The organism is Persephonella marina EX-H1 (genome assembly GCF_000021565.1).
Classification (GTDB): domain Bacteria; phylum Aquificota; class Aquificia; order Aquificales; family Hydrogenothermaceae; genus Persephonella; species Persephonella marina.
Map to the genome: position 1 here is coordinate 458,642 of NC_012440.1, position 16,724 is coordinate 475,365.

At 37.8% G+C, this 16,724-nt stretch carries 18 protein-coding genes and 1 tRNA gene; 8 read left to right on the forward strand and 11 right to left on the reverse strand.

What is annotated here, in order from left to right; translation table 11 throughout:
• Position 1 precedes the first annotated feature (1 nt).
• Positions 2-499, reverse strand: coding sequence for a 3-isopropylmalate dehydratase small subunit (gene leuD / locus PERMA_RS02530; RefSeq protein ID WP_012676497.1), 498 nt, complete (start codon positions 497-499; stop codon positions 2-4).
• Positions 500-610: 111 nt separating this feature from the next.
• On the opposite strand from leuD, the gene PERMA_RS02535 reads away from it, so the two are divergent.
• The 5 genes from PERMA_RS02535 (at position 611) to rnc (ending at position 4,688) form a co-directional block, all read left to right on the forward strand.
• A complete protein-coding gene (locus tag PERMA_RS02535; RefSeq protein WP_012675835.1) occupies positions 611-1,627 on the forward strand; it encodes an NAD(P)-dependent oxidoreductase in 1,017 nt (338 codons plus the stop codon).
• A 70-nt stretch (positions 1,628-1,697) separates the two neighbouring features.
• Positions 1,698-2,429 carry a 3-oxoacyl-[acyl-carrier-protein] reductase gene (gene fabG / locus PERMA_RS02540; protein ID WP_012676229.1) on the forward strand — a complete coding sequence of 244 codons (732 nt, stop codon included), beginning with the start codon at positions 1,698-1,700 and terminating at the stop codon, positions 2,427-2,429.
• 38 nt (positions 2,430-2,467) lie between these two features.
• The gene (gene acpP / locus PERMA_RS02545) at positions 2,468-2,698 is read left to right on the forward strand and encodes an acyl carrier protein (RefSeq protein ID WP_012676282.1); all 231 of its coding nucleotides are present in this window, start codon (positions 2,468-2,470) and stop codon (positions 2,696-2,698) included.
• Between the two features lie 6 nt (positions 2,699-2,704).
• Positions 2,705-3,949: a beta-ketoacyl-ACP synthase II gene (gene fabF, locus PERMA_RS02550; RefSeq protein WP_012675423.1), complete on the forward strand. Its 1,245-nt coding sequence runs from the start codon at positions 2,705-2,707 to the stop codon at positions 3,947-3,949.
• Positions 3,939-4,688 carry a ribonuclease III gene (gene rnc / locus PERMA_RS02555; RefSeq protein WP_012675533.1) on the forward strand — a complete coding sequence of 250 codons (750 nt, stop codon included), beginning with the start codon at positions 3,939-3,941 and terminating at the stop codon, positions 4,686-4,688. The genes fabF and rnc overlap by 11 nt, the downstream gene beginning before the upstream one ends.
• Here the strand turns inward: rnc and PERMA_RS02560 are convergent.
• From PERMA_RS02560 to PERMA_RS10460, 7 genes are all read right to left on the reverse strand, one after another.
• Positions 4,685-6,247 (reverse strand): ArnT family glycosyltransferase, encoded by a 1,563-nt coding sequence (locus PERMA_RS02560; RefSeq protein ID WP_012676490.1) that lies wholly within the window; start codon positions 6,245-6,247, stop codon positions 4,685-4,687. The two genes, rnc and PERMA_RS02560, sit on opposite strands and share 4 nt — an antisense overlap.
• Positions 6,248-6,272: 25 nt before the next feature.
• Positions 6,273-6,356: transfer RNA gene (locus PERMA_RS02565), tRNA-Leu, on the reverse strand.
• A gap of 64 nt (positions 6,357-6,420) precedes the next feature.
• Positions 6,421-7,791: a sigma-54 interaction domain-containing protein gene (locus tag PERMA_RS02570; protein WP_012676846.1), complete on the reverse strand. Its 1,371-nt coding sequence runs from the start codon at positions 7,789-7,791 to the stop codon at positions 6,421-6,423.
• Between the two features lie 67 nt (positions 7,792-7,858).
• Positions 7,859-8,308 carry a hypothetical protein gene (locus PERMA_RS02575; protein ID WP_012676036.1) on the reverse strand — a complete coding sequence of 150 codons (450 nt, stop codon included), beginning with the start codon at positions 8,306-8,308 and terminating at the stop codon, positions 7,859-7,861.
• A 154-nt stretch (positions 8,309-8,462) separates the two neighbouring features.
• Positions 8,463-8,900, reverse strand: coding sequence for a HAMP domain-containing protein (locus tag PERMA_RS02580; protein ID WP_012676961.1), 438 nt, complete (start codon positions 8,898-8,900; stop codon positions 8,463-8,465).
• Between the two features lie 17 nt (positions 8,901-8,917).
• Positions 8,918-9,280: a hypothetical protein gene (locus PERMA_RS02585; protein WP_012676010.1), complete on the reverse strand. Its 363-nt coding sequence runs from the start codon at positions 9,278-9,280 to the stop codon at positions 8,918-8,920.
• A gap of 65 nt (positions 9,281-9,345) precedes the next feature.
• Positions 9,346-11,634, reverse strand: a complete 2,289-nt coding sequence (locus tag PERMA_RS10460) for a sulfurtransferase TusA family protein (protein WP_012676704.1) — start codon at positions 11,632-11,634, stop codon at positions 9,346-9,348.
• A 239-nt stretch (positions 11,635-11,873) separates the two neighbouring features.
• Between PERMA_RS10460 and PERMA_RS02595 the strand changes: the two genes are divergently transcribed.
• From PERMA_RS02595 to PERMA_RS02605, 3 genes are read left to right on the forward strand one after another with little or no spacing between them, the layout of a single operon-like run.
• The gene (locus PERMA_RS02595) at positions 11,874-12,881 is read left to right on the forward strand and encodes a hypothetical protein (RefSeq protein ID WP_012676263.1); all 1,008 of its coding nucleotides are present in this window, start codon (positions 11,874-11,876) and stop codon (positions 12,879-12,881) included.
• Between the two features lie 12 nt (positions 12,882-12,893).
• Complete coding sequence (locus PERMA_RS02600; RefSeq protein ID WP_012675563.1) at positions 12,894-13,601, forward strand: phosphoadenylyl-sulfate reductase; 708 nt, start codon at positions 12,894-12,896, stop codon at positions 13,599-13,601.
• The gene (locus PERMA_RS02605) at positions 13,602-14,366 is read left to right on the forward strand and encodes a sulfite exporter TauE/SafE family protein (protein WP_012676858.1); all 765 of its coding nucleotides are present in this window, start codon (positions 13,602-13,604) and stop codon (positions 14,364-14,366) included.
• On the opposite strand, the gene rsmA is transcribed toward PERMA_RS02605, so the two are convergent.
• Genes rsmA through purC form a run of 3 tightly spaced genes read right to left on the reverse strand, consistent with a single transcriptional unit; the run spans position 14,319 to position 16,714 of the window.
• On the reverse strand, positions 14,319-15,116 hold the full coding sequence (gene rsmA, locus PERMA_RS02610; RefSeq protein ID WP_012675737.1) for a 16S rRNA (adenine(1518)-N(6)/adenine(1519)-N(6))-dimethyltransferase RsmA: 798 nt from the start codon (positions 15,114-15,116) through the stop codon (positions 14,319-14,321). The genes PERMA_RS02605 and rsmA overlap by 48 nt on opposite strands.
• Positions 15,116-15,994 carry a UTP--glucose-1-phosphate uridylyltransferase GalU gene (galU, locus tag PERMA_RS02615; protein ID WP_012676895.1) on the reverse strand — a complete coding sequence of 293 codons (879 nt, stop codon included), beginning with the start codon at positions 15,992-15,994 and terminating at the stop codon, positions 15,116-15,118. Before galU ends, rsmA begins: the two co-directional genes overlap by 1 nt.
• Before the next feature lie 3 nt (positions 15,995-15,997).
• Positions 15,998-16,714, reverse strand: a complete 717-nt coding sequence (gene purC, locus PERMA_RS02620) for a phosphoribosylaminoimidazolesuccinocarboxamide synthase (RefSeq protein WP_012675760.1) — start codon at positions 16,712-16,714, stop codon at positions 15,998-16,000.
• Between the last annotated feature and the right edge of the window lie 10 nt (positions 16,715-16,724).

Genomic DNA, 16,724 nt, shown 5'->3' on the forward strand with positions numbered 1-16,724 from the left:
TTTATTCTCCTTTCAGTTTGTCTTTTGCATATTCCATAAGGCCGCCGGCCTCAAATACCTTCCTTAAACTTTCTGGTAAAGGTTTGAATGTGTACTCTTTTCCTTTTGTAACATTTCTTATGATACCCTTATCCATGTCTATCTGGATTATATCTCCCTCTTCAGCATCTCTGGCAGCTTCTGGAGATTCTATAATGGGTAATCCTAAGTTTATGGCGTTTCTGTAAAATATCCTTGCGAAAGATTCCGCTATTATTGCTCCAATCTCTGCACCTTTAAGGGCTAAAGGGGCGTGTTCCCTTGATGATCCACATCCAAAATTCTTTCCTGCAACAATGATATCTCCAGGTTTTACCTTGTTTGGAAATTCAGGATCAGCATCCTCCATAACATGTTTTGCAAGCTCCTTGGGATCTGTAGTGATAAGGTATCTTGCAGGGATTATCTCATCAGTGTTGATATCATCTCCAAACTTCCATACTTTACCTTCGATAACCAAAAGTACAACCTCCTTGATATCGTTAGATTTTAATTCACATAATACCATAAAAGCCAGTACTGGTAAATTGGTGTAAGATATATATAGATTAAGATACAAAGGGGTGTGAGAATGAAGATATACTTTTTCGGTATTGAGGACTGGGAAAAGCTTCATATAGAAAGGAAGCTTAAGGAAGCAGGTATTGAAGGGGATATAAAATTTACAAAAGAGCCTCTGAGCATAGACAATGTTGATCTTTATAAGGATGCTGACATCATAAGTGTTTTTATCTACTCAAAGGTAACAAAAGAAGTTATAGACAGGATGGAAAATCTCAGACTTATAGTAACAAGATCAGCCGGATACGATCATATAGATGTTTCTTACGCAAAGGAAAAAGGCATATATGTTGCTTATATTCCCGGATACGGAAATAACACCGTTGCGGAGTACACATTTGCTTTAATACTTGCCCTCTCAAGAAAGTTCAAACCTATGATTGACAGAACTGCAAGGGGTGTTTTCTCAAGGGAAGGTCTTATGGGTATAGATCTTCTTGGTAAAACGATAGGTATTATAGGAACAGGAAGGATAGGCTGTTATGTTGCGAGACTGGCACACGGTTTTGGTATGAAGATACTTGCTTATGACAGGACAAAAAAGAAGGAGATTATTGAGAAATACGGTGTAGAGTATGTTGGCCTTGAGGAGCTTTTAATGAGGTCTGATATAGTTACGATACATCTACCGTACACAAAATCAACACATTACCTGATAAACAGGTTCAATATAAAACTTATGAAGCTTAACGCTATGCTTATAAACACATCAAGGGGAGCTGTTGTTGAGATTGATGCAGTGGTTGAGGCACTTAAAGAGGGAAGGCTCGCTGGTGGTGTTGCTTTAGACACATTTGAGGCAGAAGAGGTACTGATTGAGGAGGAGTTCTTAAGGAGGGATGATATACCTGCTATAAAGCTAAAAAAAGCTATGGAAGCATACTACGTCCTCCATGAGGATAATGTTATAGTTTCTCCACACCTTGCTTACTACACGAAGGATGCATCAGAGAGGATACTTGATATAGCTGTTGATGAGATAAAACATTTTCTTACAGAGGGAAAGCCTGTAAATATAGCACAGTAGGGAATTAAGGAAATTAATATGGATTTATGATATAATATCTGATGTTTTAAATTTTTAGAGGGGTAAATCTTTGGATTTTAAAGGTAAATTAGTTCTCGTTACTGGATCAACAAGGGGAATAGGTAAGGCCATAGCTACAGCTTTCGCCCAGAAAGGGGCTGACGTTATAGTAACAGGAAGGAATAAGGCAAACGCAGAGCTTGTAGCCCAGAATATATCAAATGAGTTTGGTGTTAATGCCTACGGTGTTGAGCTTGATTTTTCTAAGGATATAAAAGAGCAGTGGAAGGAGATAGATAAGATAGGTCATGTTGATATACTTGTTAACAACGCAGGTCTTACAAGGGATACACTTTTTATTAGAATGAAAGATGAGGACTGGAACGAGGTTATAAACGCAAATCTGACAGGTACATTTAAGGTTACACAGCTTGCTGTAAAAGGTATGATGAAAAAGAGATGGGGAAGGATAATAAATATATCTTCAATTATTGGATTTATAGGGAATCCAGGTCAGGTTAACTACTCAACAACAAAAGCGGGACTTATAGGATTTACAAAATCACTTGCAAAAGAGCTTGCCTCAAGGAATATAACTGTAAATGCTGTTGCACCAGGTTTTATAGAGACGGATATGACAGCTGAGTTACCTGCCGAGCTAAAAGAAAAGTATCTTGAGCAGATACCTCTTGGAAGATTTGGAAAAGCAGAAGATGTTGCAAATACTGTCCTTTTCTTAGCGTCAGATTACGCATCATACATAACAGGTGAGACCATTCATGTAAACGGTGGAATGTATTAATTCTGAAATAAATAAAATCATTTGGAGGTTGTAAAGGAATGGAAGAAAGAATTAAGGAGATTATTGCTGATCAGCTCGGAATTGATGTTGAGCAGATAAAGCCTGAATCAAAATTTGTTGATGATTTAGGTGCTGACTCCCTTGATGTTGTTGAGCTGATTATGGCATTTGAAGAGGAGTTTGATGTTGAAATTCCTGATGAGGATGCTGAAAAGATACAGACTGTTGGTGATGTGATCAACTACATCAAAGAAAAGAAAGGAGAATAATAAAGAATGAGAAGGGTCGTCGTTACCGGTATAGGAGCAATAACACCTGTTGGGCATAATGTAAAAGATACATGGGAAGCCCTTATAAACGGGAAAAGCGGTATAGACGTTATAAAACGTTTTGATCCTTTTTCCTATAATCTGCCTGTTGTTATTGCCGGAGAGATAAAGGATTTTGACCCTAAAAAGTATATAAACCCTAAAGATGCAAAAAGGATGAGCGACTTTGTTAAGTTTGCTATGGTTGCAGCTAAGGAAGCTGTAGCCGACTCCGGCCTTGATCTGAACAGTATTGATCTTACAAGAGCAGGGGTTATAGTGGGAACCGGTATCGGCGGCTTAAGGGATATAGAAGATCAGCAAACTCTTTTACTTGAGAAAGGAGCCAGAAGGGTATCTCCATTTTTCATCCCTTCTGGCATATCCAATATGGCTTCAGGCTATATCTCAATAGAGTTCGGGTTTAAAGGGCCTAACACATGTGTTGTTACAGCCTGTGCCACTGGAACACATGCCATAGGTGATGCCTTCAAGATAATACAGAGAGGTGACGCTGATATTATGATAGCTGGCGGAACAGAGTCAGCTGTTACACCTCTTGGTATTGCTGGATTTGCAAATATGAAAGCTTTATCAACAAGGAATGACGAACCACAGAAGGCATCAAGACCTTTTGATGCTGAGAGAGATGGTTTTGTTATGGGAGAAGGAGCAGGAGTCCTTATACTTGAGGAGCTTGAACACGCCCTTAAGAGAGGGGCAAAGATATACGCTGAGGTTGTTGGATACGGTATGACAGGTGATGCATACCATATAACAGCTCCGTGTGCTGATGCTGATGGGGCTATAAGGGTTATGGAGATGGCCCTTAATGATGCGAGGGTTAACCCGGACGAGGTTGATTATATAAACGCCCACGGAACATCCACACCATTAAACGATAAAGTGGAAACACTTGCTGTAAAGCATGTTTTTAAGGATCATGCTTATAAGCTCAAACTCAGCTCTATAAAATCAATGATAGGTCATCTTCTTGGAGCAGCTGGTGCTGTTGAGGCTGTTGCCACAGTAAAGACAATAGAGACAGGGATAATTCCACCTACTATAAATCTTGAGAATCCTGATCCTGACTGTGATCTTGATTACGTTCCTAATAAGGCTGTTGAGTACCCTGTTAAGATCGCTGTTTCCAACTCATTTGGTTTTGGTGGAACAAACGCATCATTAGTATTCAAAGCTTATGAGCAGTAATTTAGACAGAGAGTTTTTAGAGAGAATAAAAAAGCTTGAACAGAAGTTAGGGTATGTATTTAAAGACAAAAATCTCCCTTTAACAGCCCTCACACACAGCTCATTTGCAGCGGAGTATCATAAAGAGATAAAGGATTATGAGGTTCTTGAGTTTTTAGGTGATGCTGTTCTTTCACTTATAGTAAGTGAGATACTGATAAAAACATTCCCTGAAGCCTCTGAAGGCGAACTTTCACAGACAAGATCAGCTGTTATAAGTGAGGCTTATCTCTCAAGACTTGCAAGGATTCTCGGTCTTAATGAGCTTGTTTTACTCAGCAGAGGTGAGATAGCACAGAAAGGTATGGAAAGGGAGTCTCTCCTCTGTGATGTTTTTGAGTCTGTATTTGGTGCTGTTTATGTTGATTGTGATTATGATATTAAGATCCCGAGGGAGATATTCAACAGATTTTTTAAGGACTACCTTATAGAAAGTATAAAAAAAGGTAATATCCCGAGAGACTACAAATCTATACTCCAGATAATGACACAGAGACTTTTTGGGGTTGTACCGAAGTACAGTATGGTTTCTGCTGAAGGTCCTGAACACGAGAAGATTTTTACAATGGAATGTTCAGTGGACAATGTTGTAAGAACGTTTGGAACAGGTAAATCAAAAAAAGAAGCGGAAACGGAAGCGGCAAAAAAGGCTTACTTTTACCTTAAGGAAAGGTATAAGGATAAAAAGAAGAGGATCTAATCCTTTCTGTTCGTTATAAGAACGGATATCTTTCTCTCAAAAAGATCCTTTACCTGCTTTAAAATAACAAGATCTTTTATACCCTTTAACTCATTTAGATATCTTTTCCTTGTCAGTATGTATACCTTCTCATCCGAGTGTAAAAATCCCTGTATCTCATCTTTTTTAAGAGGTTTTATCTCTTTTTTCAGATAAAAAACAAACGCCGGATTGAAATTTTTGTAGTATCTGATATCCCTATCTTTTTCTATCAGGGGCATCATCTGGTAAACAGGGTTTCTTTTATCAATCTTTGGAAACAGGTAGTAGAAGAAGAGAAATCCGAGGAATACAGAAAAGGCAGAGACTGTTAAAACCGGGATTATCCTGCTTTTTCTCAGCATAAAAATAGCCAGAATACCGCTTAAAGGAAGCAGGAGAAAATATAAAGAGAGATAGGACAGATCAGATATCTCAGGCTCATTTCTTATCCCGATAAAAAGACCTGCTGTCAGGATCAGTCCTATAATCGTATAAAAAGACAGACTTATATATAAAGATCTGTTAGAAAATCTGAAGATATTATCAAGGAAATACCCTGTCAGAATAGCAAGGGCAGGATAAAGTGGGACTGTGTAGTTAGGCAGTTTTGTTCCTGATATTGAGAAAAAAATCGTATAAACACCGACAATGATGAGTGATAACAGGATTATACTCTCTTTCCTGTTTTTCCATGCAAGCTTTAATGTTTGAGGTATAAAAACTGAGAATGGGAGCATACCAAAAAATATAAAGAGAAGCGTAACTATAAATATCCCACCGTGACCTTCCATAGGCTCAGAGAATCTGTGTATGTTATGTTTAAAGATAAAATCATAAACCCATTTTCCATCTGTTTTTATATAAACAGCTATATACCATGGTAGAGATACTAAGGCTGTGACAATAAGACCTGAGGGTATACGCAACTTCTTCAATGTTTTTATACTGGTATTTCCGGTGAATAAAAGATATAAAAGTATTATCCCAGAAGGAAGAACAACAGCTACAGGACCTTTTGTGAGAACACCTAATCCCATAAATATGTAAAAAAGGTAGATGAAAAGCTTTTTATCCTCTTTGAATCCTATAAGGAATGAAAAGAGGGCAGCATTTATCCAGAATATAAGAAAAGGGTCTGGAACAGCCATATGGAACTGAATTGAGAAATGCAGTGAAGATATAAGGGCTATAAATGAAAAGAACGCAACACGGTAACCTAAATATCTGTGTGATATTAAAAATGTTATCAGAACGGTAAAAGCACCAAAAAGAGAAGAGAAGAACCTTGCGGAGAACTCATTAACACCGAAAATACTGTATGAGATCATCATAAAGTAGTAATGTAATGGTGGTTTGTCAGTTCTCAGCTGGTAGTTAAATGTGGGAACTATGAGATCAGCTCTTTCAAGCATCTCCCTTGCACACTCAGCATTTTTAGCCTCATCAAGCGAGTAAATTGACAGACCGCCTATGTTTGCTGAGAAGATTATAAACGAACTGATAAAAACAAACAGTGCTGCTGCCAGATCCCTGTTCAACAACTAACCTCTCATATTTTGTAGATGCCGGAGGCGGGATTCGAACCCGCACGCCCTTTCGGACAGGAGATTTTGAGTCTCCCGCGTCTTCCAGTTCCGCCACTCCGGCACAGAAGGTACAGATTTCAGGTATTAAATTTTATCACTTTAAGAATCTGTTACAAAGACTGATATTAAAGACCGTACTTCTGAATCTTCTTTCTGAGTGTAGCTCTGTTTATGCCGAGAAGCTGAGATGCTTTTACCTGATTGTGTTTTGTGTACTCAAGGGCTGTCTGTACTATTATTTTATCAATCTTTTCTTTAATCTCTTCTATACTTCCCTCTTCAAGTGATGCCAGAACTCTGTTCTTTAGAATCTCCTCAAAGTTGTCCTCAATCTGAGGTTTTACCCTCTTTTCCCTTAAAAATGTAAGATCGTTTACTGTAAGTATGTTGTCCCTGCAGAGGATCATTGATCTCACAACTGTGTTTTCAAGCTCCCTTATATTTCCTTCCCATCTCTGATCTTTAAGAACCTCCATATATTCCTTTGAAGCTCCGGCAATACTTTTACTTAGTTTCTGGTTGTACTTGTTCACTATACATTCAACGATGTAAGGTATATCTTCCTTCCTTTCCCTTAAAGGTGGAAGATGGAGATGTATCAGGTTCAGCCTGTAGTATAGATCCTCCCTGAACTTCCCCTTTGCTACCATATCTTCTAGATCCCTGTTTGTTGCTGCCATAACCCTCACATCAACTTTTATCTCTTTATTTCCACCTACCCTGTAGAATGTTCCTTCCTGTAAAACTCTGAGAAGTTTAGACTGGGCGGACAATGGCAGCTCTCCTATCTCATCAAGGAATATTGTTCCTCCATCTGCAAGCTCAAACTTACCTTCCTTTGTTTTTTCGGCACCTGTGAATGCCCCTTTTTCATAGCCGAAAAGCTCAGACTCTAAAAGGTTTTCAGGAATCGCAGCACAGTTTATAGCTATAAAAGGTTTATTACTTCTCTTACTGAGCTTCCATATTCCCCTTGCAAGTAGTTCCTTCCCTGTTCCTGTTTCTCCGGTTATCAAAACAGGAAGGTCTGTAGGAGCAACCTCACCTGCTAATTTACATATTTCTCTGAGCTGAGGTGATGAACCTATTATTGAACATAGATACTGGCATAAAACACCGTCCTGTGCAGATCTGTTTCTGAAATAAATGAGCTTTTTCTCATTTTCTTCTTTCTGGTTTATCTTCTCAAGGATTGAGTTTAACTGTTTTTCTGAAAAAGGGAACTCTATATAATCAAAGTAGTTTTTACTCATTATTCTCATAATAAATGCGGCAAGATTTGTTTTGGATATACTTTTGTCTAAAATCGCTATAGGAAAGAGACCTTTCTTTACATCAACAGGAACAATACCAAAATCTGATATATTGACAAAAACAACGCCTGATATCTTGCTTATCTTTTTAGGATCTTCCAGATAGACTATACCGTTCAGATACCTGCTAAAAATATCCCTGACCTTTTTATCTTTTGCCAGTATATAAACCTTTTTCGTCAAATTCTACCTCTTTTTTTCTTAATCTTAGCTAAATTTATGGAAAAAGGGAAGATTTTCCACCTTCCCTTTAGAAAAGATAGTTATCTTCCACTTTTACTTTGTATGCCCCTATCTTTTCAGCTTTTATCAGATACTCATCAGGATCAATTCCCTTTTTATGGAGATTTCTTGAGAAGTAGTTTATCAGATTTGCACATCTGCAGGGTTGTGAAAGATCAGTCACCGCGTAAAGAAGGCTTCCAGATTCAGGATTTATAAAGTAAACACCCTCTTTCTTCTCAATACCGTACCTGTTTACAAAATTATCAACCTGCGGGTCTTTAAGTGATATCTCTCTAAAATCAAAGCTTTTCTTAATTCTTTTTGAGAGATACTTGTCCTTCAGTATCTTGTTATGAATCTTTTGATATGCAGGGCTTCCATCACTATAGATGAATACCACAAGGAGCTTATCCTTAGCAAAGGATGGAATGATAAGCAGTAAAGCCGCAGTCAAAATTAATGTTAATTTTTTCATCATAATACCTCCTGAAATTGATTTTCAGGAAGTATTAAGCAAGGAGTGTGCCATTATTGTAAGTTATTGATTTTAATAAAATAAACCAGTACCGGTCTGTTTTTGTATCAATTTTCTGTATATTTTTTAACCAGTACTGGTTAATTTTTAGCCACTACAGCTGTTCACTCTCTAACTTGTCTATTATAACTTTAAGGCTGACTCTCATCCTTTCAAAAGATTCCTGAAGGTTTCCTATCTCATCTTCCCTGTCAATCTTCATCTCTTCATCAAGCTCACCTACAGATATCTTTTCCATCCTGTCAGCGATATCGTTCAGCGGATTGATTATCTCTGTTTTAACCAGAAAATAAGTCATAACTATAGGGATCAATGTTGCCTGAAATGTTATAAAACCAAGTAACATTGCAAAGTTAAGAGGGTGAGCTTTTGCGTATGCTATAAGCTGTTCAACAAGCTGGTAGGTCTGCTCGTTTGAAAAGATTATGAGGTAAACGATAACTGAGGCTATGGAAAAAACTACAGCACCTGAAAGGGTAATAAAGAGGATTTTGTGAATTACAGACTTTTTTAGAAAGTTTTGCAGACTCATATCTACCCCCTACTCTTTTATTCGTCTAATAATATAACTTCTCGGCATGCTTTATCCTTTCCGAAAAATAGATTTATCTTTTCCTTCTTTCCTTCAGAGTTTTCATAGATGATCTCAAAGTATCCTCTCTTTATATCAATGTTAAGTATTTTTTTAACATCAAATTTAACGTCAAGTATGCTTTTTGCTTCGTAGGGGGTGATTGAGTGGCAGGCTGCACAGTCACCTATACAGCCCTCTACAACTACATCTGAGCTTCCGCTTCCCTCAACATTTAAAGGAACTGTTATATCTTCCTTCTGGTGTTGAAAAGGGAAGGAAAAGGCAACAGAAAATATAAGAAGAGAGCCTATTATAGCTTTTTTACTTTTTATATTCATACTACACCGTAATTTTTCCCAGGTAATAATAATCTATAATATACAAAAATTACTGATTTGTATAGTTATCTTTTTCTTACCACCACGGTGTAGTAGCCGTTCTCCTCCTGAATATCAATTATCTCATGACCGTCATCCCTTATACTCTGTGGAACGCTTCTTATAGACTCTTCACCATCTATTGTAAGAACAAGTATTGATCCTGTATCCATCTCTTTCAACTTCATTTTTGCCTTTACGTAGTTAAACGGACACTCAACACCTCTAAGATCAAGAAACTCCTTCCTTGCTGTTTCCTCTTTCTTCTCTTCCTTTTTCTTCTCTGTGTCCCTTCTCAGTTTAAGGTATGTTCTCTTTGCGTCCTGATAGAACTTTTTAGATTCTTCCAGAAGCTTATCAATATCTTTTATCTCCCCTGTTAAAAGGGATATGTATCTCTCATCTATAAGTTTTCTTCCTATAATATGTTCTATGAATCTGTCTATAGCATCTTTCCCTTCAGCTTTTACTCCAAAAGGAATTAAAAGTCCTGATGCTATAATCTGTACAGCCTTTTCAATATGTGGATAAGCATCATCTTTAAATCCTTTACTAATATGGCTTTCAGCCTGCTTTATAAGTCTCTCACCTTCTTTTAAAGCTGTCTCAACCTTATCAGCTATTATACCTGCACACTCCCCAGTACCGAGATCTTCAAGAGAGAACTCCTTATCAGAACCCCAGTCCTTGTTGTACTCTATACCTTCCTTCAGTTCCTGATATACAGAAAGCTCTTCCTTTATCCTGTCTATCCCGTACTCTTCAACAAACCTTTCAAAAGGTCTTCCCTCACCATAGTTCAGGTAAAGATCTATAAGATGTTTTACAACATCAGGAACATTTTTAGCCGGGATCTTAAGGACAGTATGTCCTATTTTTGCCCCATCTATATCACCTGAACCTCCAAGATGAAGTACGTAAGCTGGTATAAGTGTTTCTCCTATTTTCATAGCTATACCGTGGAAACCTATTGATGCAACATGATGATGGGCACAGGAGTTAGGACATCCGCTCACCTTTATCGTTATATCTTTTATCTTTTCAAATGTCTCCCTGTCCTTTGGAAGTATGTCGTAAATAGCCCTTGAAAGTTCCCTCGCAGCTGTTATACCGAGACTGCATGTCTCTGAGCCTGGGCATGATGTTATATCCAGGTATGATGATGCTCCTACAGCATCGAGAGCTGAGAGTTTAAGCTGTGTATACACACTCTCAAGATCTTCCTCAGGTATATTTAGTAGAGCTACATTTTGATCGTGTGTTGCTTTTACCGTTAGAGAATACTCTTCAGCTATATCGGCAAGAGATCTCAGTTTTCCTGTTGTTATATTTCCAAGACTTAATTTTACCAGAGCTGTGTATAACCCTTCCTGTCTCTGTGGTAGGATGTTGCTCTCAAGCCAGAAATTAAACTGCGGCTCTTCAGAGTATGGAAGTTTTCTTTCAACAGTTTTTGTCCCGTTTATTGTAATATCACAGCTGAAACTTTCCTCTACGGATCTTGCCCTCTCTATACTATCCTGTAAAAGCTCTAAGAATCTTTCAAAACCAAGTTTTTCTATAAGAAATTTAAGTCTGTTATGTCTCTTGTTTTTTCTGTCCCCATACCTGTCAAATAGATCCATAACGGCGGAGATTATGATAGTCAGGTCTTCTATAGGGAGGAAATCTGTGTACTTATGGGCGTATTTTGGTCTGTCTCCAAGACCACCGCCTATATAAACCTCAAAACCTGCTTTTCCGTCCTTTACAACGGGTATAAACCCGAGATCATTAAACGGTATAAGGAATGAATGTTTTCTACAGCAGGCAAATGCTATCTTAAACTTCCTGGGAAGATCCTCATACCTTCCTATCAGGAGTTCTGTGATTTTCAGGGCTATTCTTTCAACTTCAAAGGGCTCGTAAGGACATACACCTGAAAGGTAGCTTGCTGTTATATTTCTGAGTGTGTTTCCACAGGCATCCTTTGTTGTGAGACCTGCCTCATTTATCCTCTGTATGATAACAGGAACGTCATCAAGCTTTATCCAGTGGTACTGTATATCCTGTCTTGTTGTTACATGTGCAACGCCGTTTGAAAATTGATCACCTATATCTGCTATCTCTCTAATCTGATCAGGTGTTAGAACACCTGCAGGTATCTTTATTCTTACCATATGAAATTCCTGCTGTCTCTGTCCATATATACCGTTGTTAAGCCTGAAAGCCTTAAAATCACTCTCAAAAGCCTCGCCTTTTTTATACTGATCGTACAGCTGATTAAATCTTTCTATATCCTTAAGGTAATCTCTGTAAATCCCGTTTTTGATCATACTTTCTCCTCCTTACATTTACTCAGTAATGATAAAGCAATGAATGTGCCAATAGGGTAAGTTCCTGTAATTAAAGGCTTTTAATATTTTCAGCTTTGTTGTGATGTTCAAAATTTCGCCAGATTGATCAATTTTTTTCCATAAAAAGAGACGGTTATATACAAAAATCTTTTATTTTCAAAGACTTATCATTATGGCATGCCGTTTGCAATAATGGATGGTGAAAGGAGGTTGTTGAGATGAACGGAAGATTTTTTAGAACATTTTTTGGAAGTTATAAGGAAGAAAGTTTAACGGGAAGTACAAAGGATATACTGCATAAAATACTTGAAGGTAAGCTTTCTGATGTAAAGACAGCTTCTTTCCTTGTTTTTTTGAAGTATAACGGATCTCCTTACATTTTTGGTAAGGCTGTTGATGTTTTAAGGGAAAAGATTGAGAAGATAGACCTGTTTCTTCCAGACAGTATAGAGATTGGTTATCCTTATAAACTGAAAAAAAATTCACCATACTTCCTTATCCCTGCTTCTGTTGTTCTCTCCCTTCTTCCAAAAAGTGAGATAAAGGCTGTTTTCCATGGTGATAATCTTGGGAAAGGTTCAACAAAGGATATCTTTGATCATCTTGGTATAACAGTTCTCACAAATGAGGACAGTGAGAGCATGCTTAAAAATCTGAATATAGGCTTTTTCAACAGATCGCTTTTTCTGCCTTCACTTTCTGATCTGAATGGTCTGAGGGAAGAGCTGAATATAGATGATCTTTTTAACTATACGGAAAAGTTTGTAAATCCTGTAGGTTCTATGTATCACATAACAGGAGCTAAAGAGTCAGAGATAGATTTTTATATAGATCTGTTGAAAGAAAGATACAGAAGATTTGGCGTGGTTACAGGTGTAGATGGATACCCGGATATTACAGGGAGATCAAAGCTGTATATCTATTCTGATGGAAAACTTGAAAGATATGATCTGGATATAGATAACTTTGAACTTAAAGGGAGATTCAGTCCGAGGGATCACTCCGAGTTCATAACAGAGCTTCTCTCAAAGAGATTAAAGGATTATGAAAGGTATCTTTTTATAAATGGGGCTGTTTTACTACTGGTTAGAGGAACTGTCAGATCTATAGAAGAAGGCTATAAGATAACGGAGGATCTTTTCCACAGATACGATTACAGCCAGATATTGAGAAACATACAGAGATACTCAGACTATCTAAACTACAAAAATATTTATGAGTTATAAAGGAGGTGTTGTATGTTTACAAAAGAGTTTGTTAAAGAGAGAAGTGATCATTTTGAGAACCTGCCAGCCCAGGATCTTTTGAAGTGGGTTTACCAGAACTTTAAAAATGTTGGTTTCACATCATCTTTCAGTGCGGATGATGTCTCTATTATCCATATGATAAAGGAGATAAAACCGGATGCTCTGATCATATTCATTGATACGGATTATCACTTTCCTGAGACGTATGAGCTTGTTAAGAAGATAAAAGAAGAATGGGATATAAATCTGAAGATAATAAAACCTCTTATAACTGTTGAGGAACAGGATAGACTCTATGGGGAAAAACTTTACGAGAAAGATCCTGACAAATGCTGTCAGATAAGGAAGGTTGAACCTCTAAAAAGGGTTCTTGAGGAGCTTGATGTATGGATAACAGGTATGAGAAGGGATCAGTCCCCTACAAGGGCAAATATTGGAAAGGTTGAGACACACAGGCTCCCTTCAGGAAAGACAATACTGAAGGTAAATCCTATAGCAGACTGGACAAGGAAGGATGTATGGAAGTACGTTCATGAAAACAACCTCCCTTATAATCCCCTTTACGATCAGAACTACCTCAGTATAGGATGTGCACCATGTACGAGACCTGTCCTTGAAGGTGAGGATGAGAGAGCTGGAAGATGGGCAGGTAAAGGAAAGCTTGAGTGTGGATTACATACATTCACAGAGAAGGAATAGATGGAGTTAGTAATAGCCGGTGTTATTCTTGGCTTGATCATAGGGCTTACAGGGATCGGAGGTGGGATGCTGACAACTCCTGTCCTTACGATTTTTATGGGGGTTCCTATCAGCACAGCTGTGGGAACCAGCCTTCTTTTTTCTGCTATAACAAAGATATTTGCCTCAGGTATATACATAAAAAGAGGTCTTGTTTGCAGAAAGCTCACACTTCTACTTGCCTCTGGAAGTATCCCTGGAGCTTTTCTTGGAAGTTATGCTTTCCACTGCTTTTTTGACAGATATCCTGCTATTGCTGGAAAGGTTATCCCTGCCTTCATAATCTTTATGATACTTGTATCATGCACATTCTCTTACTACAGGATGTTCTCAAAATCTGAGAAGATAGCTAACTTTGATATAAGAAACAGACCTTTCCTTATTCCTGTTATAGGACTGGTTGTTGGTTTTGATATAGGTTTTACATCTGTTGGAGCAGGTGTTATAGTCGCCTCAATACTCCTTGCCCTCTGTCCTATGAATCCATCAAGGATAATAGGGACGGATATTGTCCACGGTTTTATTCTCAGTGTTTTTGCAGGTGGACTCCATTACTCATTTGGAGGGGTTGATACTGATGTTCTGTTCAAACTCCTTCAGGGTGGTATATTCGGTGTTATATTAGGCTCTCTTGTATCCCCTTATTTACCTCAAAAACCTTTCAGGTTTGCTCTGAACTCAGCTGTTCTCGTTTTTGCCATCATGTTTATAAAGAAGGTGTTCTGAGAAAAGTCTTATAAAATCATCAACTGAAAGCTCCTCAGCCCTTGCTTTTGGATCTATCCCCGCTCTTTCAAGAATATCTTTATCTATCTTTGATCTGAGCATCTTTCTTCTGTTTGAAAAAAGCATTGAGACGAAGTTTTTATACTTTTTCATATGATCTAAGGATACAGGTAATTTCTCCTTAGGGATCATCCTTATAACAGCTGATGTAACCTTAGGAGGTGGGCTGAAAAATCTTGCAGGAACGCTCATTACATAATCAATATCAAAGAATGTCTGGAGAAAAACAGACATGAATGTGTAATCCTTTGTTTTTGGTTTTCCTACTAACTTCTGTGCAACCTCTTTCTGTATCATGAATACAGCAAGCTGAAGAATATCTATATAAAAAGCTGTATTTACAAGTATGTGAGAGGCAACATTGTATGGAAGATTTCCTGTAAGCTTTATCTTCCCGTCTGTCAGTTTTCTAAGATCAACATCAAAGAAGTCTTCCTTTATAAGAACAAAGTTTTTAAAATCTTTAAATCTCTCTTCTATTATGGGATAAACTGTCTTATCTATCTCTATGCCGTAAACTATCTTTGGATTTCTCCTCAGTATCTCCTCTGTGAGCTGTCCTGTTCCTACACCTATCTCAACAACCGTATCATCTTCTTTTATATCAAGGCATTCAACAATTTTTTGTATAACACCTTTTGAGATCAGAAGGTGCTGACCGAACCTCTTTTTTGGTCTGAAATTTCCCATTACTGGAGTTCTTTAGCTTTTGAGATGATAAGCTGTTTTATAAAATCTTTTGTGTCTTCCCTTTCAAGGGCAAAGTCTATTATAGCTTTTATATAACCTAACTTATTTCCTGTATCATGCCTTATCCCTTCTATATCCTTTGCATAAACAGCCTCTTCCTTTCTTAAAGTCATAAGAGCGTCAGTAAGCTGGAGCTCTCCTCCTTTACCAAATGGTGTTCTTTTGAGAGCATCAAATATGTTTGGTGTCAGTATGTATCTCCCTATGATAGCTGATGTGGATGGTGCCTCTTCAGGTTCAGGTTTCTCAACAAGGTAGTTAACCAGCTTAATTCCATCCTCTATCTCCGTTCCTTCAACGATCCCGTACTTGTATGTCTCTTCCTTTGGAACCTCTGTTGTTCCAAGGACAGATTTACCAAATTTCTGGTAAACCTCTATGAGCTGTTTTATTCCAGGCTGTTCTTCATTTATTATAAGCTCATCTCCGAGAAGAACGGCGAAAGGTTCATTTCCTATAACATGCTGTGCTGTCAGGATAGCATGTCCAAGTCCAAGCTGTTCTTTCTGTCTTATATAAACGAAGTTTGCCATATCACTTATCTCTCTGATAATATTCACATACTCATCCTTTCCTGATTTCTCAAGTGTGTACTCAAGTTCAGGGGCGTAATCAAAATGATCCTCAATAGCCCTTTTGTGCCTTCCTGTAACAAAGATTATTGTGTCTATCCCTGATTTTACAGCCTCTTCAACGATATACTGTATGATAGGCTTATCAACGATTGGCATCATTTCTTTAGGTGTTGCCTTGGTTGCAGGGAGAAACCTTGTTCCAAATCCTGCAACAGGTATTACAGCTTTTTTAACCTGGAGCATATCTTACTCTCCTTCTTTCTTCTGTATCTTTTCAAGGATCTTTGTATATCCTTCTATAAGATCTCCAAGATCAAACCTGAATCTGTCTTTGTCTAATTTCTCACCTGTTTTTGCATCCCAGAATCTGCATGTGTCAGGTGATATCTCATCTGCAAGAATTATCTGTCCGTCTTTTCTTCCAAACTCAAGTTTGAAATCTACAAGAATAATCCCCTGTTCTCTCATAAACTCTCTTAGAACATCATTTACCTTGAGAGCAAGCTCCTTCATCTTCTGAACTTCCTCAGGCTTTGCAAGATCCATAGCGTAAATATGCTGTTCACATATTATAGGGTCGTGGAGCTCATCATTTTTAAGATAAAACTCAACAAGTGGGGGATCAAACTCCTTTTTCTCGGGTATGCCCAGTCTTTTAACAATACTTCCAGCAGCGATATTTCTTACAACAACCTCAACAGGTATTATATCAACCTTATAAATGAGCATCTCCCTGTCTGAGATCTGTTTTATGAAATGTGTAGGAATACCTTTCTCATTGAGAAGCTGAAAGAAGAAAGATGCTATTTTGTTGTTGAGAACACCCTTTCCTTCAATCGTTGCCTTTTTTATAGCATCAAAAGCTGTTGCTGAATCTTTATAGTAAGCTATAACCTTATCAGGCTCATCAGTTGCGTATATGATCTTAGCTTTTCCTTCGTAAAGCTTTTCTCTTTTTTCCATACTTCCTCCT